The sequence below is a fragment of the Sinorhizobium sp. CCBAU 05631 genome (genome assembly GCF_002288505.1).
Taxonomy (GTDB): Bacteria; Pseudomonadota; Alphaproteobacteria; order Rhizobiales; family Rhizobiaceae; genus Sinorhizobium; species Sinorhizobium fredii_C.
The window spans coordinates 830,845-854,854 of record NZ_CP023064.1; the positions used below are offsets into that span (position 1 = coordinate 830,845).

At 63.1% G+C, this 24,010-nt stretch carries 11 protein-coding genes; 3 read left to right on the forward strand and 8 right to left on the reverse strand.

Features of this window, described 5'->3' with window-relative positions:
• Positions 1-4: 4 nt before the first annotated feature.
• The 4 genes from SS05631_RS23460 to SS05631_RS23475 all read right to left on the reverse strand — a co-directional run bounded on the left by SS05631_RS23460 (position 5) and on the right by SS05631_RS23475 (position 13,890).
• Positions 5-2,782, reverse strand: coding sequence for a condensation domain-containing protein (locus tag SS05631_RS23460; protein ID WP_037417232.1), 2,778 nt, complete (start codon positions 2,780-2,782; stop codon positions 5-7).
• Entirely contained in the window at positions 2,779-10,818 is an 8,040-nt protein-coding gene (locus tag SS05631_RS23465) for a hybrid non-ribosomal peptide synthetase/type I polyketide synthase (protein WP_037417229.1), read from the reverse strand. The genes SS05631_RS23460 and SS05631_RS23465 overlap by 4 nt, the downstream gene beginning before the upstream one ends.
• Complete coding sequence (locus SS05631_RS23470; protein ID WP_037417227.1) at positions 10,815-12,761, reverse strand: non-ribosomal peptide synthetase; 1,947 nt, start codon at positions 12,759-12,761, stop codon at positions 10,815-10,817. Before SS05631_RS23470 ends, SS05631_RS23465 begins: the two co-directional genes overlap by 4 nt.
• 304 nt (positions 12,762-13,065) lie before the next feature.
• The gene (locus SS05631_RS23475) at positions 13,066-13,890 is read right to left on the reverse strand and encodes a glycoside hydrolase family 16 protein (RefSeq protein WP_244412140.1); all 825 of its coding nucleotides are present in this window, start codon (positions 13,888-13,890) and stop codon (positions 13,066-13,068) included.
• A gap of 170 nt (positions 13,891-14,060) precedes the next feature.
• Between SS05631_RS23475 and SS05631_RS23480 the strand changes: the two genes are divergently transcribed.
• The 3 genes from SS05631_RS23480 (at position 14,061) to SS05631_RS23490 (ending at position 17,947) form a co-directional block, all read left to right on the forward strand.
• Entirely contained in the window at positions 14,061-15,509 is a 1,449-nt protein-coding gene (locus tag SS05631_RS23480; protein ID WP_050988221.1) for a hypothetical protein, read from the forward strand.
• Entirely contained in the window at positions 15,506-16,780 is a 1,275-nt protein-coding gene (locus SS05631_RS23485) for a polysaccharide pyruvyl transferase family protein (RefSeq protein WP_050988220.1), read from the forward strand. Before SS05631_RS23480 ends, SS05631_RS23485 begins: the two co-directional genes overlap by 4 nt.
• 504 nt (positions 16,781-17,284) lie before the next feature.
• Positions 17,285-17,947 (forward strand): response regulator transcription factor, encoded by a 663-nt coding sequence (locus SS05631_RS23490; RefSeq protein ID WP_234819625.1) that lies wholly within the window; start codon positions 17,285-17,287, stop codon positions 17,945-17,947.
• A 398-nt stretch (positions 17,948-18,345) separates the two neighbouring features.
• Here SS05631_RS23490 and SS05631_RS23500 read toward each other — a convergent pair whose 3' ends face one another.
• The 4 genes from SS05631_RS23500 to SS05631_RS23515 are packed head-to-tail and all read right to left on the reverse strand — an operon-like array spanning position 18,346 to position 23,645.
• Positions 18,346-19,947, reverse strand: a complete 1,602-nt coding sequence (locus SS05631_RS23500) for an ABC transporter ATP-binding protein (protein ID WP_037417219.1) — start codon at positions 19,945-19,947, stop codon at positions 18,346-18,348.
• Between the two features lies 1 nt (position 19,948).
• Complete coding sequence (locus SS05631_RS23505) at positions 19,949-21,079, reverse strand: ABC transporter permease subunit (protein ID WP_037417216.1); 1,131 nt, start codon at positions 21,077-21,079, stop codon at positions 19,949-19,951.
• Positions 21,072-21,995 (reverse strand): oligopeptide ABC transporter permease OppB, encoded by a 924-nt coding sequence (oppB, locus tag SS05631_RS23510; protein WP_037384901.1) that lies wholly within the window; start codon positions 21,993-21,995, stop codon positions 21,072-21,074. The genes SS05631_RS23505 and oppB overlap by 8 nt, the downstream gene beginning before the upstream one ends.
• A 51-nt stretch (positions 21,996-22,046) precedes the next feature.
• A complete protein-coding gene (locus SS05631_RS23515; RefSeq protein ID WP_050988219.1) occupies positions 22,047-23,645 on the reverse strand; it encodes a peptide ABC transporter substrate-binding protein in 1,599 nt (532 codons plus the stop codon).
• Positions 23,646-24,010 lie beyond the last annotated feature (365 nt).

The following is a 24,010-nucleotide window of genomic DNA, read 5'->3' on the forward strand; positions in this document are numbered from 1 at the left end:
GTGATCAATTGGTGCTACGGCCGCCGAAGCGATGTGTGGCAATGGCGGCAAGTGCCTTGATACTGTTGCTGTTGAGACTGTCTTCATGCCACCCCTCGAGGTCGAAGACCTCCGTGTCGGGGGCAACGGCCTCGCCCCAGCCGAACAGGAGCTTGCGCGCCCGCGGATGGTTCGCCTCGCTGCGGAAAAGCAGAACCGGATTGCCGTCGGCGTGCGCAGGACGATAGCTGCGAGCCGCGTCGACGAGCAGGTCGGTCACCCTTGCATTGATCTCTTCCTCGTCCGAGTAGGCGCCTGCCTGCAAACCGATGCGTGTCATCAGGCCGAGGCTGAAATTGAACTCCCGGAGGAAGTCGACCAGGCGGATGCGCCCGGCCAATAGCTTGCGGGTGAAATAGCCGAGCCGCTTCAGGCGCCGCTCGCCATTCCAGCGCAGCCGGCGCAGCTTCGGCTGGGAGCGCACGAAGCCGGGGGCCCAGGCGTCTATGACCGCAGTGAAGCGCAAGTCCGCTCCGCGCTCGCGAAGCTGCCGGCCCACTTCCATGGCCAGCACGCCGTTGACGCAGAGCCCCATGATGGCGATCGGCCCCTTGAGAATGTCGGCGCCCATCCTCTCGACGACGCGCCGTGCAATGTCTTCGAACGACATTGACGCAAGTCTTCCGTCGAGATCCGCGCTGAACATGTTGGCGTTGTAGACGGACACAGTGCTGTCGAGCTCGTTGGCGAGCCGATAGTAGAGAAACGGGTGGTTCAGAGTGTAGAGCGAGCACGGGCCCGTGCCCTCTCGGCAGACGCTGACGGACCAGGGATTGTCGTCTTTCGCTGCCGTATCCCCGTCGGCAACGCCGAAGATCGCACCGGCGAAACCGCTAAAGGTCGGTTGCTTGAACAGCAGCTCCAGATCCGCTTTCCCGCCGAGCTTGGAGCGGACCGCGGACAACATTCGCAAGGCGAGCAGAGAGTGGCCGCCGAGCGAAAAGAAATTGTCGCCGGGCGCGATTTCTCGGACATCGAGCACATCGGACCAGATGGCTGCGAGCGCCTTCGTCCTTTCGTCAATCGGCATGCTGGTCTTGCCCGCGGCAGGTGTGACCTGCACCGCCGGCGCGGTTTTGACGGGGACAGTCAGCGCATCGCGATCAACCGTGCCATCGAATTTGCGCGGCAGGTTCAGGAGCACACTGACGCCTTGCGGCATCGCCGGGGTCGCCAGCTGCGACCGGAGATAGGTCATGAGCGTCTCGGGCAGTCGGTCGAGCGGCTCGATCATATTGGGGACAGGCGTCACGAAGCCGTAGCTGCCTATGCCGCCATCGGTAGGTACCACCGCCGCTGCAGCAACCGAGGGGTGGCTGGAAAGGACTTGCTCCGCGACCGGGACAGACCGAAGAATTTCCGGCTGCTGGAATATCTCCCGTTCGGGCACGATCAACGAGGACAGCAACGCGGACGGCCGTTCCAGCACGATCTCGTAGATCTGTTGCCAAAGATCGAGCAAGCCCTCGATGGTGCGCCGCTCGAACAAGTCGGCATTGTACTCGATCGACATGCGCCAGCCGCTCGGGCGGCCAATCATCATGAAGCTGAGGTCGTAGATTACACCCGGCGATTGCGACGGCGCACTGATAAGTTCGAGGCCGCCATATCGCTGGTCCTCGAGAAACGCCTTCTGGAGATTGAAGTTGACGGAGATCAGTGGATTGCGCGAAGGATCGCGCATCGGGTTGACCATCTCGACAAGCTTGTTGAACGGCATCCGGTGATGATTGAGCGCTGCCGTGACGATCTCGCTTGCCGAGCGCAGGTGGTCGGCAAAAGTCATGTCACTGGGGAAGTCGAACCGCAACACGATGTTGTTAATGAAAACGCCGATCAGATTCTCCAGATCGGTGTCGTCGCGCCCGGCCACCTGGGACCCGAAGAGGACCTTGTCGGCAGCGGCGTAGCGATGGAGCAGCGCGCTCACCACGGCAGCGCCGAAACTGTAGAGGGAAACGCGATGCTGCCGGGAGGCGGCATCGATGCGCTCGCCGAACTCGACGGGTTTGGCAACCGACAGGATGGAGCCGCGTGTCGTCTTGACAGGTCCCCTCGGATGGTCCGGGACGACCTCGAAATAGGGAGCGCCTTCGAGACGCTCACGCCAGAACGCCTTCTCCGCCTCGAACCCATAGCTTTCCAGATACTCACTCTGCCAGAGCGAGAAGTCGCCATACTGCAAAGGCAGTTCCGGGAGGGCAGGCGAACGCCCGGCCTCGATCGCCGCCGAAATTTCGCCGACCTCCCGCCCAAGCACGCGGATCGACCAGCCGTCGAAACAACTCTGGTGGGCGGTGATCAGCAGGAAGCCGCGGTCGTTCTCCACCATCAGCAGCGAGACGCGGAAAAGGCAGGGCTGGCTGAGGTCGAACGGCGCGCGCGCCGTCTCCTCGCCGATCGAAAGGATGCGGGCCTCGCGCTGGTCGGCCGGCACGTTCCTGAGATCGATCACCGACATGCGGAAGTCGACCTGGTCGACGACCTGTTGGCATGGACGGCCGCCAACTTCGACGAAACGGGTGCGCAGGATCTCGTGACGCTGGATGATGGTGCGGAACGCCGCCTCGATCGCCGACGAGCGGATCGCGCCGCGCACCTCCCAACGCACTGCGACGTTGAGCGCGGGATTTCCGGGTTTCATCTGGTCGAGAATCCAGCAGCGCAGTTGCGTCTGCGAGCAGGGAAATTCGGCGACGACCGTCGGTGCGGTTGTCGGAACTGCCTGGTTCGTTTCCTTCATGCCCGTGTCACCTGTTCGATGCGGCGGCGCGCGCCATTGCGGAAATCCCTCAGCGAGGGAACAGAGGGATGGGGAAGCGTCCCATCCGTCTCATTGCGAGCCTCGGCGAAGGCCGCGAGTTCGGCCACCGAGGGATGCATCATCAGATGCTTCGCCTCGAGTTCGAGGCCGCTGTCCAGCATACGTGCCGCGATGCGGAAGATGACGAGCGAGTCGGCGCCCAGCGCGTAGAGATTGTCCTCCACGCCGATATCGTCGGAATTCAGCACCTCGCGCCAGATGGTGCAGAGTCGCTCCTCCATCGGCGTGCGGGGCGGCACCCGGATCACGGTCGCCGCGCGCTGCGGCAAGCCCCGTTGTTCGAGGGCCTTCCGATCCAGCTTGCCGTTGGCCGTCTGCGGGAGCGTCTCCTCGAATGACCAGAAGGTCGGAACCATGTGGGCAGGAAGGTTAGCTTCCGCGTGGGCAGAGAGTTGCGCGTTGCTGGGGCGGCTGCCGCCTTCCTCGACCACCAGGTAGCAGACGAGGTGCTTTTCGCCCCGACCGTTATGCGCCGCGACGACGGCGCATTGGCGAATGCCGGGTGCGCGTGCCATGACGGCTTCGATGTCGCCGAGTTCGATGCGGAAGCCACGCAGTTTGATCTGTTGGTCGCGGCGGCCGAGCAATTGCAGGGAGCCATCGACAAGCCGTCTGCCGACATCACCCGTCCGATAGAAGCGCTGTGGCGTGCCGGTGCCGATGTCGATCTCGACGAAGGCTTTTTCGGTGAGGTCGGGACGATCGAAGTAGCCGTTCGCCAATCCCTCGCCGCCGATGTGGAGCTCACCGGTAACACCGATCGCCGCAATACTGCCGGTCCGGTCAAGAATATGAAGCTGCGTATTGGCAATCGGGTGACCGATCGTGATCGGCCCGTCGGCTGCATCAATCTTCCCGACGGAGGACCAGATCGTCGTTTCCGTCGGTCCGTACATGTTCCAGAGTTCGCCGCCGGTGGCGAGCAAGGTTTCGGCCAGCGCCTTCGGCAACGGTTCGCCGCCACAGAGCATCTTGAGCCCGGGGCGCTTGAGGCCCGCTTCCACGAGCATCTGCCACAGCGTCGGCGTCGCCTGCAGCACGGTGGCATTGCACTGCTCGACGAGGCGCACGAGCGCAAAGCCGTCCCGGACCGCCTGGCGGCCCGCCAGTACGACGCGTCCCCCCGTGATCAGCGGCAGATACAGCTCCAGGCCTGCGATATCGAAGGAGATCGTGGTGACGGCGACGATGGTGTCGCGATCGGTCAGACCCGGTTCCTTCGCCATCGACACCAGGAAGTTGACGAGCGCCCTGTGCGACACTTCCACGCCTTTGGGTGCCCCTGTAGAACCCGACGTGAAGATGACGTAGGCGGCCGATGTTGTGTCGGTGGGCAGCTTTGGTGCACTTCGGACGGCCGCGATGGCGTCGGCGTCCCTGTCCAGTCGAATGGCCTGGAGCTGCGATCCTGCAAGCCCCGCGGATTTTTCGCTATCGCAGATGACGGCCGCCACGCGTGCGATCTCTAGCGTCTGGGCGAGTCGGTTTTCCGGGTGCGCTGGATCGAGCGGCACGTAAGCATGCCCGGATTTCATGATGGCGATCAACGCAACGACCATGTCGAGCGAGCGCTCGACCAGCACCGCAATCCTCAGCCCAGGATCGGGCACCACCTCCTGGATATAGGTGGCGAGTTGGTCGGAACGGCGATCGAGTTCCGCGTAGGTTAGCACTTGCCCGTCGTGCTCGACGGCCGCTGCATCGGGCTGGGCCTTAACCTTTTCCGCAAAAAGCGAGAACACGAAGGCGTCGCGATCATAGTCCGCCGCGCTGTCGTTGAGCGTGTGGACCAGCCAGTTCTTCTCGCTTGCGCGCATCAGCGGAAGCTGGCCGATCGGCCTGGTTATGTCCTCGGCAAGCGCACCGGCGAGGGTTACAAGATGGCCGATCCAGCGTTCGACCGTGCCTCTATCGAAGACCTCGGCATTATAATCGACGTCGATGCGCACGCCCTGCGGGCCCTCGGTCAGGTTGAAGAACATGTCGAAGTTGGAGAAAGCCTTGCCGTTCGAGGCGATCCGCGTCTCGAGGCCTCCGAAGTCCAGATTTTCCGGCACTCTCTCCAGGTTGAATTGAATCTCGGTCAACGGCAGGCGGTGCATGTCGCGCTTGATGCCGAGCTTCCGCACCAGGGTGCCATAGGTGTAGTCCTGATGCTCGAAGGCATTGATCACGAGTTGCTGCGTGGCTTTCAGATGTGCGTCGAACCGCATGCTTGCATCCACCTGCTGGCGCAGTGGCAGCAGGTTGACGCAATGGCCGACGAGCGTCTGGCCGTCCAGCAGGCTCTGGCCGGCCGAGGGTACGGCGACGACGATGTCGTCCTGCCCGGAAAGACGGGAGATCACCACCTGAAGCGCTGCAAGCAGTGTGGAGAACAACGTCGCACCAGCCTTGGCACCGGCTTTCTTCAGAGCCTTGTAGTCATCGGCTTCAATCTGCCCGTGCACGGTCCCGCCGGCAAAATTCCGGCGCTCCGGGCGGGGGTGGTCGAGCGGCAGGTCCGGCAGGTCCGGGACCTCCGCGAATTGATCGAGCCAGAAGCGCTCGGTCGCGTTCGACATTTCCGCCTTTGGCGCAAGATCCGTGGCATAGGTCGCGAAGGACAGGGCCGCGGGCAGGTCTGGCGTCGCGCCATCGACCAGGGTGGAATAGGCCTTCGCCAGTTCCTCGACGAGAACATTGACGGACCAGCCGTCGCACACGATGTGGTGGGCGGTGAACACCAGCCGGTGGCTCTGGGGTTCCATGTGCAGGATGCATGCCCGGGCGAGCGGGCCTTCTGCCAGATCGAAGGGCGTGTGCGCATCGTCTTCAAGAAACCGGGCGAACAGCGCTTCACGATCGGCATCCCCGACGAGATCGACGTGACCGATATCGAGATCGAAGTCGGGAATGAACTCGAAATGATCTCCCGCTCTGCCGAACCGGATCTGCAGGGCGTCGTGCCGCGCGATGACGGTCTTGAGGGCCTGGTGAAGCTTCTCTTCGTCAAGCTGCCCGTCGATCGTCATCGTGAAGGATTCGTTGAACGCGCATGACGCACCGTCCCCGGCTTGCGCCGCCAGCCAGATCTCCTTCTGCGCCTCCGTCAAAGGAGCCGCCGAAGGACGGGCCGCCCGCGGGGTCGACGTCTGCGGTGGGGAGGCAAACTCCGCAGGCGGCGTACCGAGAATGCCGACCGCCTGAAATGCATCAAGGCTTTCACGGAACGCGGCAGCGATCGCCTGGAAATCCGCTTCGCTATGGGCCGTCGTGAGGAAGCAGGGGTAGCCGTCCTGGATGTGGATGCCGAGCATGCGCATCTTCGCATAGAGCAGCGTGCCCAACGGATCGTCCCTGCCGAAATCGGTGACGAACCAACTCTTGTAGCTTTGGACGACATTGGGAATGCCGCGCCGCGCGAGATCGGCGTTGACCTCAGCCACCAGCGCCTCAGTGCGTTCGGCCACCCGTCCATACAGAGCGGCGCCGTCGCCCTCAATATGCTGCAGCACGGCACGGGCCGCAGCGAGAACCACCGGATGGCGAACGAACGTGCCCGCGCAGAAGGTCGGCGCGGTCATCGGCACGGAATCGTCGCCATAGCTCCAGTGGCCGCCGTCGAGCGCATCCATGAACCGGCTGTCGCCGACCAGCAGGCCGATCGGCATGCCGCCGCCGACGACCTTGCCGTAGGTCGCCATGTCGCCCTTGATTCCCCAGATCGCCTGCATGCCGCCCGGATCGACCCGGAAACCGGTGACGACCTCGTCGAAGACGAGCGCGAATTCGGACGCCGTTGCGATCTCGCGCAAAGACCGCACGAACGCCTGCGGACGTAGCTCCGGATGCCGGCTCTGCACGGGTTCGATGATGACCGCGGCAATCTCTCCGGCATTGGCGCGGATCCAGTCGAGACTCTCGGCATCGCCGTAGCGAAGCACGGTCATGTTGGTGACGGAGGCCGCCGGAATCCCCGCCGCGACCGGCAGCGCGACCGGTGTGCCTCCACGGTTCCTTCCCTTCACCAGAACCTCGTCGAACTGGCCGTGATAATCGTTGCCGAAGACGACGATCCTGTCTCGGCCGGTCACTGTGCGGGCGACGCGCATCGCGGCCATCACCGCTTCCGATCCGGTGTTGCAGAAGGTCACGCGCTCATGTCCGGTCATCGCCGCAACCAGCTCGGCGACTTCGCCGGCAAGCGGCGTCTGCGGACCGATGGCGAAGCCCGCATCCACCTGGGACTTTATCGCCTCGGTCACGAAATCGGGCGCATGGCCGAAGGCGGTCTGCCCCATGCCGTTGACCAGGTCGATGTATTCGTTGCCGTCGATGTCCCAGATACGGGAGCCCTTCGACCGATCGGACACGACCGGGAAGACGATCTCTTTCCAGTCCTGCCGAAAGCCGGCGGCCGTGCGCGGATCGGCAAGCCACCGCCTGTTGCGGTCCGTGAAGCTCTTGGATTTCGGATTGCGCGCCTCGTAGGCAGTGATCAGCTCGGCTACGAAGGCGTGCTTCTCGGGTGTCATCTCGGAAGCCGCGTTCTTGGCGCCGGGGCTGTAGAGCTTGATCCGCTGCGCGCCGACATCGCCATCGCCCACGGCCCGTGCCGCTTCCGCCGTCACCGGCATAGGCATGGGCTGTACCGTCGTCGCAACGGGCGCTGCCGCGGACAGCGCGCGCTCCGCGGTACCCGCCTGCAAGACCTGGAGCTGCTGCGAGAGAATCGACTGCACCATCAGAAGTTGAGACTGCAAGATCCCTTCAAGACCGCTGGCGCTCGCGGGCGGCGCGCTCGCCGTCGGTGCGCTGAAGGCGGCGGTCGGAGCGGGCGCCGAGGGCGCCGGCGGCACGGCGACCCGAGCCGCACTGGCGGGTTCCGCGGCCACCGCTTCGGCCGAGTTTGCCGGTTCCGGCGGCAGTTGCTGGTCAAGGTGGCGCGCCAGATCCCGGACGGTCGGGATATTGCTCAGCAATTCGCGGAAGGAGAGCTTGATCTTGTAATCCTTTTCGATCCGCTGCGCGAACTGTCCGATGAACAGGGAATCGAAACCCAGCTCCAGGAAGGTCGCCGTCGAGTCCCCTGCCCCGAGTGCCTCGCCGGACATATCGGCCAAGACGTTCAACAACGAGGCCTCAAGCTTGGGAGCGCGGCTCGCCACGGGTATTGGTTTGACGACTTCCATGGTGGGACTTCCCTCGATCGATGGGGCTGACGCAATGGATGCAGGTCTCTCGGCAGTCAGTGCCGGTGCCGCCGAGGCGTGGTCGCCGGCGCGCCGGACCGATTGCGGCGCATCGATCCAGTGCCGCTGACGCTGGAATGGATAGGTCGGCAGGAGCAGCTTTGACGGCTGCGGCCCGGGTTTCTCCGGCCAGTCGAGATCGCAACCCGCCGTCCAGAGCTTGCCATGCGCCTCTGCAAGCGTCTCGCTCGCGGCATGGGCGCGATCGTGTTCCGGCAGCGACTGAACGATAGCATGGGTGGCATCACGGCTCAGTGTCTGAGCGGCAAAGACCGAGAGCGTGCGCCCTGGGCCGACCTCGAGCAGCACCGGCTTCTGCTCCCGGCTGAGAGTTTCGAGCCCCTGCGAAAATCGCACCGCCGCCCGGCAATGACGCGCCCAGTAGTCCGGCGACATGCCCTGCTCGACCGTTTGCCAGCTGCCGCTGACACAGGAGACATACGGCAGGTTCGCCGTTCCGTAGGTGACCCTGGCGGTTTCCTCGCGCAGCGCGTCGGTCACTCCGTCCATCATCGCGGAATGGAAGGCATGTGAGGTGTGCAAGCGGCTGAAGGCGATTCCGGATGCCTCGAGGGCCGCGCAGGTCGCGTCGACGCCGGCGAAAGTCCCCGAAATGACGCAGAGCTTGGGGGCGTTGATCGCCGCGATCTCCACATCCGCGCGCAGGTGCGGTGTCACGGTCTCGACATCCGCGCGCACGGAGACCATCGCGCCCTGCGGCTGCGCCTGCATGAGGCGGCCGCGGGCGGCCACCAGGCGCAGGCCATCCTCGAAGGAGATGACATTGGCGAGCGTCGCGGCAACAAACTCCCCGACGCTATGGCCGATCATCGCGCTCGGCTCGAGCCCCCTGCTCATCCACAACCGCGCCAGAGCGTATTCGACCAGATAGAGACAGGGCTGGGCAATCCGCGTCTCGCGCTGCTCGTCCGCCATCGCCTGCGAGACTGCGCCGGCATGACAGATGAAATCGCGAAGGTCGATCTTGAGGGACGCGCGCAGGATTTCGGTGCCGCGATCGATCCAGCGTGTGAATTCCGGCTCGCGGTTGTAAAGCACGGCGCCCATTCCGACATATTGCGAGCCCTGGCCCGGAAACATGAAGACGACGGGCGGGCGATCGGCGGCGACGGCGCTCGCCACGCGCTCGGACCCTAGGCGCTCTACCGCGTCGCTGACGCTGTTGGCAACGATCGCGGAGCGATGCGCGAAGGCCCGTCGGCCGGTCTGGAGCGTATGGGCGACGGCCGCCAATGTACCATCGGGCATCTTTGCAAGATGGTCTCGCAGGTTGAGGCGCATCGCCGCCAGCGCCGCTTCATTGCGCGCCGACAGGGGGAGAATGAATTGGCCGCGGGGGGGATCGCCCGCCGCCTCCCCGCGGACCGGTGCCTCCTCGACGACGACATGGACATTGGTCCCGCCGACCCCGAAGGAGCTCACGCCCGCCCGTCTCGGACCCTCCCCCTCTGGCCAGTCGGTCATTTCCGTGGGGATGTAGAACTGGCTCCCGTCGAGGTCGATGCGCGGATTGGGGCGCGTGAAGTTGGGTAAACCGGGGATCTTTGCGTGCTGGAGTGCCAACGCCGCCTTGATGAGGCTCGTGACGCCGGCCGCCGCATCAAGATGGCCGACCGTACCCTTCACCGACCCGAGTGCGCATGATCCCCGCCGCTCGTTCGTTTCGGCAAAGGCGGCGCGCAAGCCTCCGAATTCGATGGGATCGCCAAGTGGCGTCGCCGTGCCGTGGCATTCGACATAGCCGATGGTCGCAGGATCGACGTCGGCGCCCGCCAGCGCTGCAGCAATGGCCCCGGCCTGGCCAGCGACGCTCGGCGCTGTGAACCCGACCTTCTCCGACCCGTCGTTGTTGACGCCATAGCCGCGGATCACCGCGAAGATGTGGTCGCCGTCACGAAGCGCATCCTCCACCCGCTTCAGGAGGACGACGGCCGCGCCGCTGGCAAAGACCGTTCCGGCGGCTCGTTCGTCGAAGGGTCGGCAAACCCCATCGGGCGAAACCATGCCGCCCTCCTGGTAGAAATAACCGCGCCGCTGCGGCACGGTGATCGACACGCCACCGGCGAGCGCCATGTCGCAACTATAGGTCAGCAGGTTCTGGCAGGCCTGCGATACCGCCAGCAGCGACGTCGAGCAGGCCGACTGAATGGTGATGGCGGGTCCGCGCAGATCAAACTTGTAGGCAATCCGGGTCGCCAGTGCATCCGTCAAGGAGCCGACGATCTGCTGGAAGCAACCGATCTGGTAGTTGGACGTGAACTCCTCCGCCTTCGCCCGCTCTCCAAGTACGTTGTTGATGAGATAGGTCGGCATCGAAGCGCCGGCGAAAACGCCGACAAGTCCGGGATATTTCTGTGGGTCGTAGCCGGCGCGTTCCAGCGCTTCCCAGCAGATCTCCAGAAAGACCCGATGCTGCGGGTCGGTGACTGCGGCCTCCCGCGGAAACATGCCGAAAAACTCGGCGTCGAACAGTTCGATGTCGGGCAGGTGCGGCCGGGCGGGCACGTAGTTGGCGCTGCCGCGCTCCTCGTCGGTGAAAGCGTCTTCGAGCTCATCCGGTTTCAGCTTGGAAAAGGCATCCCGCCCTTCGCAGATCATCTGCCACAGGGCTTCCACCGAAGGAGCTCCGGGAAAGCGGCCGGACATGCCGATGATGGCGATGCCGGAAAGATTGCTGTCTGCTTCGCCAATCGCCGTCATGGAGCACTCCTGCGGAATTGAGACATGGTCTTGCGCTGCAGCGCGGCTCGCTCCGCCGCCGACATTGCCCGTGCGCCAGCAATGGCTCTGCCATCGAGAAAGCCCGCCAGTTCCCTGATCGTCGGATGCTCGAAGAGCGCCACGACGTCGACCGGCCGGCCGAGATTGCTTTCGAGTGCTGCATGGATGCGCATCAGTTGAAGCGACGTCCCTCCGAGGTCGAAGAAATTCCGATCGAGTTCCACCGCCTGGATACCGAGGACAGCCTGCCAGAGGCCGAGCAGGACCGCCTCGGTCTGGCTCGTGATCGGTGCCGTTGCCGTTGGCGCCGCATTGACAGGCAGGGGCAGCTTGGATCGGTCCACTTTCCCCGATTGATGCAGCGGAAGCTGGCGGAGCACAGTGACGACGCTCGGGATCATGTAGGCCGGCAAGGCGTTGCGCAGCCGCTCCATAACACCCCGTATCAACTCGGCGTCATCTGCGGTGGCGCTGGCCTGTGGGCAGATATAGCCGAGGATTCGCTTGTTCTGCGGACCGAGCGTCTGGCAGATGACGACGCCGTCTGAAAGGCGCGGGTCGCGCCGGAGCGCGGCCTCGATCTCGTCGAGCTCGATGCGCTTGCCGTTGAGCTTAATCTGTCGATCAACTCTGCCCTTGAACCGGGCCGACCCGTTTTCATCCAGGACGGCCAGGTCGCCGGTCAGATAACCTCGAAGGGGCGCCTCCGGCGTTTCGATCGTGACAAACCGCTCCGCCGTCAGTTCGGGCCGCTTGAAATAGCCGATGGCCACGCCGTCACCCGTCAGCACCAGTTCGCCCTCGACGCCAGCCGGAACCGGACGACGCTCTTCGTCAACGATCAGAATGCCGGTATGCTCCACCGCCTGACCGATCGGCACGTCGCTACCGTCGAAGCCTGCCGGTATGTCGTAGGCGGTGGCGAGAACGGTGATCTCGGTCGGCCCGTAAGCGTTGGTTACCCGGCAATCGGGAAAAGTCTTCTGAAAGCGCCGCACATGTTCGACAGAGGCGACTTCGCCGCCGAAAAACATGTGGCGCAACGACGGCAGGGCCGAACCGGGGTAGTCGGCGAGCAGGTTGAAGAGCCCCGTTGTCAGCAGCGCGACCGTGACGCCATTGCCGCCCACGACATCGCGCAGGCGGGCGACCGAAAAGTTGCCGTCCGGCAAGATCGCCAGCTTGCAACCGTTTGTCAGGGCGCACCAGACCTCGAAGGTGGAGGCGTCGAATGCGATCGTCGCGGCGTGCAGCATGACGTCGTTGCTTGTGAGCTTGAGGTAGTTCTGGTCCAGCGACAGCCGCGCAATGCCGCGATGGGCGATGGCAACGCCTTTCGGTCGGCCGGTAGAGCCAGAAGTGAACATCACATAGGCCAGATCGCCGCCACCGACTGCGATGTCAGGCCGGATCTCGTCTGCGCCGCCAGTGAGTTTCTGGAGCAGCGCGAACAGATCGACGTTCGATCCCTTTGCGTTCGGGACCGAACGGATCGTCCGCGCCGTCTCGGGGTCGACGAAGACGACCTTCGGCTCGCATTCGCCGATGACATAGTCGAGGTGCTCAATGGGAAAAGTCGTGTCCAGCGGCAGGTAAGCGGCCCCGGCCTTCAGGATCGCCAGCATGGCCACAATTGCTTCCGGCGACCGCGGCACGAACAAGCAGACGATGTCGCCTTTCTGGACCCCTTCCCGGATGAGATAGGCCGCTAGGCGGTCCGAAACTCGTTCAAGCTCGTCATAGGTGATCGTGCGCCCCTCACAAACTAGTGCTACCGACTTCGGACTGGCTGCAGCGTGCTGTGCAACGATCGAGGGAATGGAGCGATCCCGGTCATAATGTATGATGACATCCGAGCGCGGCTCCGCCGATCGGGCGACGCCGGATTTCTCCTCCGTCGCGGAAACACGGAAGTCCATCATTGCCGATCTCCTGTCCCTTTCCCGTCCCCACAGAGCGCCGAATGCGGTCGTCCGACGCGACTGGCAACGGCGACACAACTTTCAAGCCGTGCCGCCGGTCGTCAGAATTTCATGGTGAGGAAAAATAAACAGTTGATCATTGGGATAGCTTCAGCTTTGCCCGCTGCCAAAAGGGTTAGACTGCTTAGTCCTTCGGCGGAAGCTCTCACGGGACGGCCGCGGTCGCACCTAGAAACGAGGTCGAACAAGCTCCGAGCGCGTGAAATGCGCACGCGCTCCGTGGAGGTGAAATTATCTCGAGATATCAACGGAAACGGTAGGCGCGGACGTAGTCCACATACATGTGGGAAGGGTCGGGTGCATCGTCTGCGGTCGACTCGACGAGGGCGAGGTTGAGCAAGATGAACATCGGCTGGCGATGCTCGGGACGCGTGCTTGCCTTCCAGACCAGGCGACGGTCGAAGTACATTCGGATGAACTCGGCGTCGACCTTGACGCCATAAGTATGGAATTCTCCCGGATCGCCGGCAGCAAAAGCATCGATGCGCTTGAACTGGGAATCGTGACGCCCATCGCGATGCCACACATGCACGACGGAGGAGTAGCCGTCCGGCTTGTCCCCGTAGAACTCCAGCACGTCGATCTCGGCCGTCGCCTTGGACCGGTCCTTGCCGATCAGCCAGAAAGCTGGCCAGACTCCGGCGCCGGTCGGCAGCCGCGCCCGCATCTCGAAATATCCGTATTGCTGAGCAAAGCCTTTGCCCTTGGGGTCGACCGAGGCAAGCAGGCCGGAAGTCCATTTGCCCTCGTCGTCGCGACTGGCCTCGATGCGCAGGATGCCGTCCTCGGTGGTGAACGGATATCCGGCTTCAGGATTGGCAAAGCGCGCACCGCCGAAATCGCCCGACCAGGGCGTATGCGCGATCCAGCGCGTGTCGGGCCCCCAGGCGGATACGCTGAGGGTGTCGAAACTCTCGTCGAAAGACGTCTCCATCCTGTCGAGTGAGAGCTCGTCGCCGGTATCGCTGCCAGCAACGCCTTCTGCCGCCACCGGGCCGGGGAAGGTCGATGCCAGCGCGCATGCCAGAAGCCCCGAAGCGAGCCTCCTGATCAGGAACCGGCGGTTCAATCCAAACCCGAGATCGCGAGGGTGCGAGAACATCAGAACAAACTAGCGCAAGCCCGTCGCGGCCATCCACTACCAAATCGGGTCGAGCGGCTATACGAAAGGCGTAACCGCGGGCGTAAATACGCGCGTAACAGCCTTTGCTACGATCCTGGCACAACCGGATCTTGGCAATGAACTTTGAACTGATCGGCGTCATCACGGTGATTGTAGGACTGGGCGTCTTGTTCGCACCGGTCCATTGGGCCTTTACGTTCATGGTCATATCGACGGCACTCGGTTCCGCGGCTGCGTTCAACCTGCCTGCCCTTGGCGGCGCGTCCGTGCTTGTGCCCAACGTCTTTCTGCTCTTCTTTTGCGCCAGGATCTTCATGGCCTATGGCGAAGGGCCGGTGCTTGCGGCCTACGCCCCACCAAAGGCGGGGTTCTGGCTCTTGGTGCTGACGATGTTCGGGCTGATGACCGCGATCCTCCTGCCGCGCCTGTTCCAGGGTACGATCGATGTACTGACCGTCGAGCGTTCGGTCGGCGCGCGCAGCATCGTCGCCCACGTGCCCCTTCGCTTTTCGTCCAGCAACATAACGCAAGCAATCTACGCGCTCGGCGGTGCTGTCTGTTTTGGCCTTTGCTACGCGTATATCCGCCGGACCGCTGCGTCCGCGCATCTGGTCAACGTTCTCTTGATCGTTGCCGCCGTCAATCTCGGCTTTGCCGTCGCCGACGTCCTGACCTATTTCACCGGCACGGAGCAACTCCTGGAGTTCGTCCGGACGGCCAACTACGCGCTGTTGACGGCCTCCGAGAAGGGTGGCTTCAAGCGGATTTCCGGCGCCTTTCCCGAGGCGTCGGCCTTCGCCGACTACACACTGGTTCTCTTCGCGGCCATTGCCAGCCTCTGGCTCGACCGTATCCGCTCGCGCGTGACCGGACCGATGGCGGCGGCGTTGCTTGTCGCATTGGTGCTGTCCACGTCCGCGACGGCCCTCGTGGGCCTCGCCGTCGTCGTCCCGTTTCTCTGGTCGCGCTCGGTCGCATCCGCGCTCGGTTCCCGGCGAGCGGGGCGCACCGGCTTCCTCCTCGCCGTGGCCGCCTTGATGCCCCTCGCCCTTATGATGACCATAACCCTCTTCCCGGCCACCGCCGAGTCCATCAATCAGTTCCTCGACGAGATCCTGCTGTCCAAGGCAGACAGTCAGTCTGGTCGGGAGCGCATGGCCTGGAACGCCGCCGCCTACCAGACATTTCTGGACACTTCCGGGCTCGGCGCCGGGCTTGGAAGCGCTCGCGCATCGAGCTATCTGCTCGTGCTCCTCTCGAACGTCGGGGTCCCGGGGACGGCGGCATTCTGCCTCTTTGTCGCCGCCACTCTCCGGTCCAGAATGCCGAAGGCGCCGAGCGGCGACGGGGAAACGGCGTCGGTGGTGCGTGCGGCAAAGGCCGGGTTGGTCGCAGGGCTGACGACATCGCTCATTTCAGGCACGGTTTACGATCTCGGCCTGACATTCTACATCCTTGCCGGCAGCATCTCGGCCCTCACCTATCCTCGCGTCACGATGACGCAGCCCGCTCGGGCGCACCTAGCCGGCGCGTCGGGACGGCGACATTCGGGAAGCCTGTCATGAAGGTCCTCGTCTTCAACGTCAAATACAGTGCGAACCTCGGAGACGGCCTGTTGGCACAATGCCTCGAGGGCGAACTGATGCGCGGATCCGATGAACTCACCGTCGAGACGATAGACCTCGCAGGGCGGAGCGCTTTTGGAGAGAGCAACAATGCCAGGCGGCGTCTGTTCCTTCGGGCTCTCCAGACGCTTCCCTCCTTTCTCCGGCGCACCGCGGTTTCGCGCGGGCTTGCCGGAAAGCTCGGCAACTTGCGCGATCGTTGGCAGGCGTTGATAGACGACGCCGACGCCGTGGTGATCGGCGGCGGCAATCTCTTTCAGGACGATGACCTGAACTTTCCCCTGAAGGTCGCAACCGTTCTCGATTGCGTGCGGCGCAGCGCAAAGCCGCTCGCGATCTATGCGGTCGGGGTCGGACGCCAATGGTCGCCGCGCGCCGACGAGCTGTTTCGCAGGCTTGAACTGGCGCGTGTGGTTCATGTCTCCGTTCGCGACCGCATCGCGGCCAGGAACTGGGCGCAACATTTTCCCGCCGGCCCGCACGCCGAGATCGTCCCCGATCCCGGCCTCCTGGCCATCGATCTTCTGGCAAGACACTACGGACGTGAACCGGCGCGGACCATGACCATTGGCGTCTGTGTGACCGACCCGCTCATCCTCCACAGGCACGCGACACAGGGCCGGTCGACCATACCTTTCCGCGGTCCGGGTGAATATCAGGAACTCATCAAGCTGCTGCTCGATGACGGCTACAATGTCCGCCTCTTCAGCAATGGCGCCGAGGAAGACCAGGCGTTTGCAAGGCGACTCCTCGGCGCGCCGGACCTCGCCCGCTGTGTCGCCCAAGACAGGCTCAGCCTGGCGCCGCGTCCGACCCGACCCGAGGAGCTCGTCGATACGATTGCCGCGATGCAGGTGATTATGGCGCATCGACTTCACGCATGCATTGCCGCCTATTCGCTGGGCGTGCCGCAGATCGGGCTCGCATGGGACGAAAAGGTCGAGGGCTTCTTCAGCTTTACAGGGCAACCGGACCGCTTCGCTGCCGGTGACATGCCGGTCCGGCAGATGGCAGTCGCCTTGGCGGAAGCTGCACGCCAGGGGATCGATCCGACGGCGCGGGATGAGATCGTCTCGCGAGCGCGATCTGGCGTGCGCGGGCTCGAAACTGCCCTGCTAGGCGCGCAGCCGGTCAAGACTGCTGGTGGAAGCAGCATCCAGCGCCACGACCGACGCGCCGCACTCACCGCTTCCGCATCAGTGAGACCGTGAGCCTTTCATCCCGGATCTGAGTCCAATGCTTGAAATCCCGGCATTGGCATTGATTTTGTTCGCCTTTCACAGCACCTGAGCGGGAGAATCCCCCACGGGGGCTAGGCAACACTCCCCCGATTTATCACCAGCCTAACTATCTTGGGTAATATTCCCAACCATCGGTTGCCTGATATATTCTAAAGTACAATCGTGCAGACCGAAGAGAGAGTGTGCGCGATGGTGGGGCGACTTGAGGCATTATCAGGTGCATCCATCCGGCGCACCCCCTTGAGCACCCAGACATGAGCTGATCGCGAAGCAGCCGAAAAGACTGACGAATCGGTAGTAATAGTGAGCGACGATACCCGTTAATTGTTGAATTATTCTTATATTTAAGAACGAATTGGAGTACTATATATGTATATTCTCTCAGCGACTGTCGGAAGAACCGTAACGAACAGCCCTGCAACCTTTCAAGTGCCGCTCGACCGTCAATCGCCTCCAGGTTTGACTGACCCGGACGTGACTGACCATCCGGAGGATGCGGACTACATCCTGCTCATCGATCCACGCGCCCTGGACAGGGAGTGCCTAGCCAAGAGCTTGTTGGACTATGATCCGACGCTCAGCATCGTGACGGTCGGTTCGTTCGACGAGTGGCGCGCCCGCAAGTTGCACGCCGATCCGTCCGCCGTGCTGCTGATCGTTGGCGGCAGCAAGATCGGCGAACAGGAAGTCTGCGAGAAGATCGAGAACCTCGCCGAGAAGTTCAAGTTCAGCCCGGTGATCGTCGTTGCCGAAACCGACGAACTCGGCCAAATCCTCAAGGCGCTGGAGTGCGGTGCCCGCGGATACATTCCAAGCAATGTCGGTATCAATGTCGCGGCGGAGGCGATTGCGCTCGCACGCGCCGGCGGTGTCTTCGTTCCGGCGAGCAGCATCCTGACGATGCGCGAAACGATCAACTCCGCCGTCAACGGCGCGCGTTGTTCCGACACCTTCTTCACGCCCCGCGAGATCGAAGTCGCCGAGGCATTGCAACGTGGCAAGCCCAACAAGATCATCGCCTATGAAATGGACCTGTGCGAAAGCACGGTTAAGGTCCACATTCGCAACATCATGAAGAAACTGAACGCGACCAATCGTACCGAGGTCGCCTACAAAATCCGCGAATTCATGAAGTAGGACGGGGCGGCTTCACCGCGAAGGGCAATCCGTATCGTCTCGGCCCGCACGGACGCGGGCCTGACCTGCGGTGGATGTTTCCACCATCGCTCAAGTCGGCGCGAGTCGAACTCGCGCCGAGGCGCTGCATGTCTCCTTGAATCGACCTCGATTTGGTGCATGTCGCCCAGAAGTGTGCAGCGGTTTTGGGATGACGACATGCACAAAAACAAAGACCTGAAGCGCGCCGCGTGAACACGTTTAAACGCGACGCGCTTTAGGGACAAAGACATGCAGGGATTCAAAGTGCTGCAGCGACCTTTGCGCATCTGATAAGACGCACGGCGCTGTCGTGATCTCCGACCGGAACCTTGCGGCAATTTGCGTCGCCGAGGACGAACCGTCAGACCGTCGCCTGCTCACACGTTGAAGGCGGCGCCGATCAGCGTCTTGGTATAAGGCTCCCTCGGCGCTTCGAAGATCGCGTCCGTTTCCCCCTCTTCGACAATGCGACCGTTTTTCATGACGATCACATAGTCCGACATCGCCTTCACCACGGAAAGATCGTGGCTGATGAAGATGTAGGAAAGGCCGTGCTTGCGCTGCAGGTCGCGCAGCAGCTCGATCACTTGGCCCTGTACCGAGCGGTCGAGCGCCGAGGTGGGCTCGTCGAGGATCACCACCTTCGGCTTCAGGATCATCGCCCGGGCGATGGCGATGCGCTGGCGCTGGCCGCCGGAGAATTCGTGCGGGTAGCGATTGCGCGAGGCGGGATCGAGGCCCACCTCCTTCAAGGCGGCAATGGCGCGCCGGTCGCGCTCCGCACGGCCGAGCCCCGGCTCATGCACATAGAGGCCCTCGGTGATGATCTCGCCGATCGTCAGGCGCGGCGAGAGCGAGCCGTAGGGATCCTGGAAGACGAGCTGGAGCTCGCGGCGCAGGGGCCGCATCGTGCTGCGGTCGAAACCGGAAATGTCGGTCGCGCCGAAGCGGTAGGAGCCGTTGCTCGGCAGCAATCGCAGCAGCGCCCGCCCGAGCGTCGATTTTCCCGAACCGGACTCGCCGACGATGCCGATCGTCTGGCCCTGCCTCAGGCGCAGGTTGACGCCGTCGACCGCCCGGAAGACGGAGGACGAGCCGCCGAACAGGCCTTTGCCGATAGCGTATTCGACCGCCACGTTGCGGCCCTCGAGAATGATCGGCGCGTGGCCCGGCGGCGCCGGCTTGCGGCCGCTCGGCTCGGCGGCGAGCAACATCTTCGTGTAGTCCGCCTTGGGTCGCTCGAAAATCTCAGTCGTGCTCCCCTGCTCGACCACCTCGCCGCGCCGCATCACGGCGACGCGCTCGGCGAAGTGCTTGACGATGCCGAGGTCGTGGGTGATCAGCACGATTGCCATGCCGAAGCGCTTCTGCAGCGATTTCAGCAGTTGAAGGATTTGCGCCTGGATGGTGACGTCGAGTGCGGTCGTCGGTTCGTCGGCGACCAGGATGTCCGGCTCGTTGGCAAGCGCCATGGCGATCATCACCCGCTGACGCTGGCCGCCGGAAAGCTCGTGCGGATAGTTGCCGATGCGACGCCCGGGCTCGGGAATGCCGACCAACTCCAGAAGTTCCAGCACGCGCTTCTTCGCCTCTTTGAACGTGCCGCCGCGGTGATGGACGATCGGTTCGGCGATCTGCCGGCCGATCGTATAGAGCGGGTCGAGCGAGGTCATCGGCTCCTGGAAGATCATGGTGATCTTCGAGCCGCGCACGTCGTTGAGGGCCTTCGGCGGCAGCCCGATGAGTTCCTGCCCGCGGTAGCGCGCCGATCCGGCAACCGTGCCGTTCTTCGCCAGGAGCCCCATGATGCCCATCATCGTCTGGCTCTTGCCCGAGCCGGATTCGCCGACGACCGCCAGCGTTTCGCCGGCATTGACCTCGAGATCGATGCCCTTGACCGCTTCGACCGTGCCGTCCGGGGTAGAGAAATCCACCTTGAGGCCGCGGACGGCGAGAATGGAATCCTTGGTGTCTGCCATGTCAGCGGTCCTTGGGATCGAGCGCATCGCGCAGGCCGTCGCCGACGAAGTTCAGCGAAAACAGCGTGACGACGAAGAAGATGGCCGGGAATATCAGCAGCCAGGGCGCCGATTGGATGTTGTTTGCCCCTTCGGAAATCAGCGCGCCCCAGCTCGTCAGCGGCGCCTGCACGCCGAGGCCGAGGAACGACAGGAAGCTCTCGAGCAGGATCACCTTCGGCACCACGACGGTGACGAAGACGATCACCGGGCCGATGGTGTTCGGAATAATGTGCCGGCGGATGATCTGCCAGTCGGTCAGTCCGAGCGCCTGCGCCGCACCCACGAATTCGCGGCGCTTCAGGGCAAGCGTCTGGCCGCGCACGATACGGGCCATGTCCAGCCACTCGACGGCGCCGATCACCAGAAAGATCAGGATGAAACTGCGGCCGAAGAAGACGACCAGAACGACGACGAGAAAGACGAAGGGCAGCGAATAGAGAATCTCGACGAAGCGCATCATGACGTTGTCGACGCGCCCGCCGATATAGCCGGAGGTCGCCCCGTAGACGACGCCGATGCCGAGCGAGACGAGGCTGGCGAGCAGGCCGACCGCAATCGAGATCTGGCCGCCCAGCATGACGCGGACAAGGAGGTCGCGGCCGTTGGAGTCCGTGCCGAACGGGAAATATTCGCGATCGACCTGGCCCTCGACCTTCAGCCTGCGACCATCGTCCTCGGTCGCGACGACCTTGGTGTTTTCGAACTCGTTGGCCCTATCGAAGTAGCGCGTGGCGCGCGGATCGATCGGTTGCTCGGAGGTGACCGTGGCAGTGAAGGCTTCGCCCTCGACGTGGAACTCCTCGAGCGTCACGCGGGCGCGCGCCGCGACATTCTCCATGACTTCCTGCAGCGTCGAGGTATCCGGACGCGGCTCGAGGCTTGGGCCGATCGACACATAAGAGGGGAAGACCTGATCGTAGCTGTGCGGCGAGAAGAACGGCCCGACGAAGGAGAAGAGCGCGATCAGTGCCAGCATGACGCAGCCCGCCATGGCGGCGCGGTTGCGGCGGAAGCGCAGCGCCGCGAGTTGGAAGAGGCTGCGCCCTTTTGTCTCCGGCGAGACCGCCGGGACCTGAACGATATCAGTCATGGCGAACCCTCGGATCGAGCAGGCCGTAGAGAATATCGACCAGAAGATTGAAGACGATGACGAAGATGGCGATGAGGACCACCGTGCCCATGACGAGCGTATAGTCGCGATTGATCGCGCCGAGCACGAAGTAGCGGCCGACGCCAGGAATGGTGAAGATCGTCTCGACGACCGCGGAACCGGTGAGCAGTGCCGCCGCGCAAGGGGCCAGATAGGAAACAACCGGCAGCATGGCGCCGCGCATCGCATGGGTGACGACGACGACGCGGGACGGCAACCCGTAGGCCTTGGCCGTTCGAATGTGATCCGTGTGAAGCGCCTCGATCATCGAGCCGCGCGTAAGCCGTGCGAAGACGGCGAGCTGCGGCAGGGCCAATGCGATCATCGGCAGGATCAGGAAGCGGAACGACCCGTCGCCCCAGCCCCCGGCCGGGAGCCACGACAGCATGATCGCAAAGATGAGGGTCAGGACGGGACCGACAACGAAATTCGGCACGGTGACGCCGACGGTCGAAATCGACATCACGGCGAAATCGAGAAAACTGTTCTGCCTCAGCGCGGCGATCGTGCCGGCGATTACGCCGCCGACGACGGCAAGTATCAGCGCGTAGAAGCCGAGCTCCATCGAATAGGGCAGGCCCTTGCCGATTAGCTGCGCGACATTGTTGTCATGGTAGATATAGCTCGGGCCGAAGTCGCCGGTTACCGCATTGCTGAGATAGATCAGGTATTGGCGCCAAAGCGGCTGGTCGAGATGATAGGTCCTCATCAGGTTCTCCATCGTCGATGGAGGAAGAGGGCGCTCGAGATTGAAGGGGCCACCGGGGGCAAACCGCATCAGGAAGAAGGATATCGTGACGACGATGAACAGCGTCGGCACCGCACTCGCCAGCCGGCGAAGGACGAAGGAGATCATGGACGTGGCTCCGGAGGCGACGCGCGGGCTCCCGCGCGTCGCCTCATTTCGTTACTCGGCGATCGAGAGGAACTTGCTCAAATGCGCATTCGGCGCATTGTCCTGCCAGCCCTTGACGCGGCTCGACACGAGCCACAGGTCCGCCTGGGTGAGGAACGGCGCAATCGGCTGCTCCTTCATCAGCAGGGTCTCGGCTTCGTGGAGAATCTTCGAGCGCGCCGCCGGATCCTGTTCTTCATAGGACTTCTTCATCAACGCGTCGAACTCGGCGTTTTCGAAGTGGCCATAGTTGAAGGTCTTGTTGGTGCTGAGGCTCAGCGCCAGGAAGTTCTCGGCGTCCGCATAGTCGGCGACCCAGCCGGCGCGGGCGACGTTGAACTTGCCGCCTTCCTGCAGGTAGGCGTAGTGCGACGAGACGTCGAGATTCACCAGCGAGACCTTGGCGCCGAAAGTGTTCTTCCACATGTCGGCGACCGCCGTCGCCACGCGTTCGTGGTTCGGGTTAGTGTTGTAGCGGATCTCGATGTTCAGCGGCTTGCCGCCCTCGCCGTAGCCGGCCTCCTTCATCAGTTCGATCGCCTTGTCCTCGCGGTCGAGCTGCGACATTTCCGCAAAGTCTGCCTTGGCCGGTTCGCCGTATCCTTCGATGCCCGGCGGTACCATCGAGTAGGAAGGAATTTGCGAGCCGCTGTAGATCTCCTTGGCGAGGAAGTCGCGGTCGACCGCCATCGACAGCGCCCGGCGGACGCGGACGTCGTTATAGGGCTCCTGCCGCGTGTCGAAGGCGTAGTAATAGGTCGCAAGCGTCGGCGAGACATGCACCTGGTCGCCATAGGACTTGCGCAGCCGCTCGATCTGATCGGCCGAGAAGTTGTAGGCGAGGTCCATTTCCTTCGCCTCGAAGCGACGCACCGAGGCCGCCTGATCGTCGATCGGGTAGAAGATCACCTTGTCGAGCTTGACGTTGGCGGCATCCCAATAGCTCGCATTCTTCTCGACGGTCAGGCTGTCGTTCGGCACGTGCGCCGTCAAGCGGAAGGCGCCGTTCGAGACCATCACGCCCGGCTTGACGAAGTCGGCACCGTTCTTCTCGACGCTCGCCTTGCTGACCGGCAGCGCCGTCTGGTGCGCCAGCAGTTCCAGGAAGAAGGGCGTCGGCCGCTCAAGCGTGATTTCGAGCGTCTTTTCGTCGACGGCCTTCACGCCGAGCTGGTCGACCGGCACCTCGCCCTTGTTGACCTTTTCCGCGTTCTTGATCGGGAAGAGAATGTTGGCGTACTCGGCGGCCGTCTTCGGATCCTCGACGCGGCGGAACGAGAAGGCGAAGTCCTCGGCAGTCACCGGCGAGCCGTCGGACCACTTGGCATCGGCGCGCAGCTTGAACGTATAGACGACGCCGTCATCGGAAAGCTCCCAGCTTTCCGCAGCACCCGGCACGATCTTGCCGGCGGCATCGTAGATCGTCAGGCCCTCATAGAGATCCTTGAGGATGAATTCCTCGATGTTGATGGAGGTGTGCGCCTGGTCGAGCGTCTGCGGCTCGCCGGCATTACCGCGATGCAACACAGCTTCAGCGAGCGCCGGGCTTGCACCGATAAGCAGCGAGCCGATGAGCGCGGCAGCGCTGAGGTTGAGTTTCATTGAAGCCATTTTTCTTCTCCTTCCCCTCGTTTTGAGTGTGGTTGATCGCAGGAGAGAAGTGCAAATCCTCACCAAAGGCAAGGCGATTTTGCATCCTCCTTTATAAAACGAAACTCTGATAATCGCTTTAGTTGCATCGCGCCCTTGCGGGGGATTCCATCGCCTGTTAGACCTGTCCAGCCAACGAATTATGCGCCGGAAACCCGCAACTGCAACGATTTAGATCAGAAAGAGAGAACGAGCCCGCGCTCTGTTGACAGGGCGAAATAAGACTCCGTGCAAACTTCATGAATAGATATGGCACTTTACGTAATATGCGGAAAAATTCTGATCGCCTTTCGCAATCTTTTTGCGGGATGCGCGCATTGCGTGCT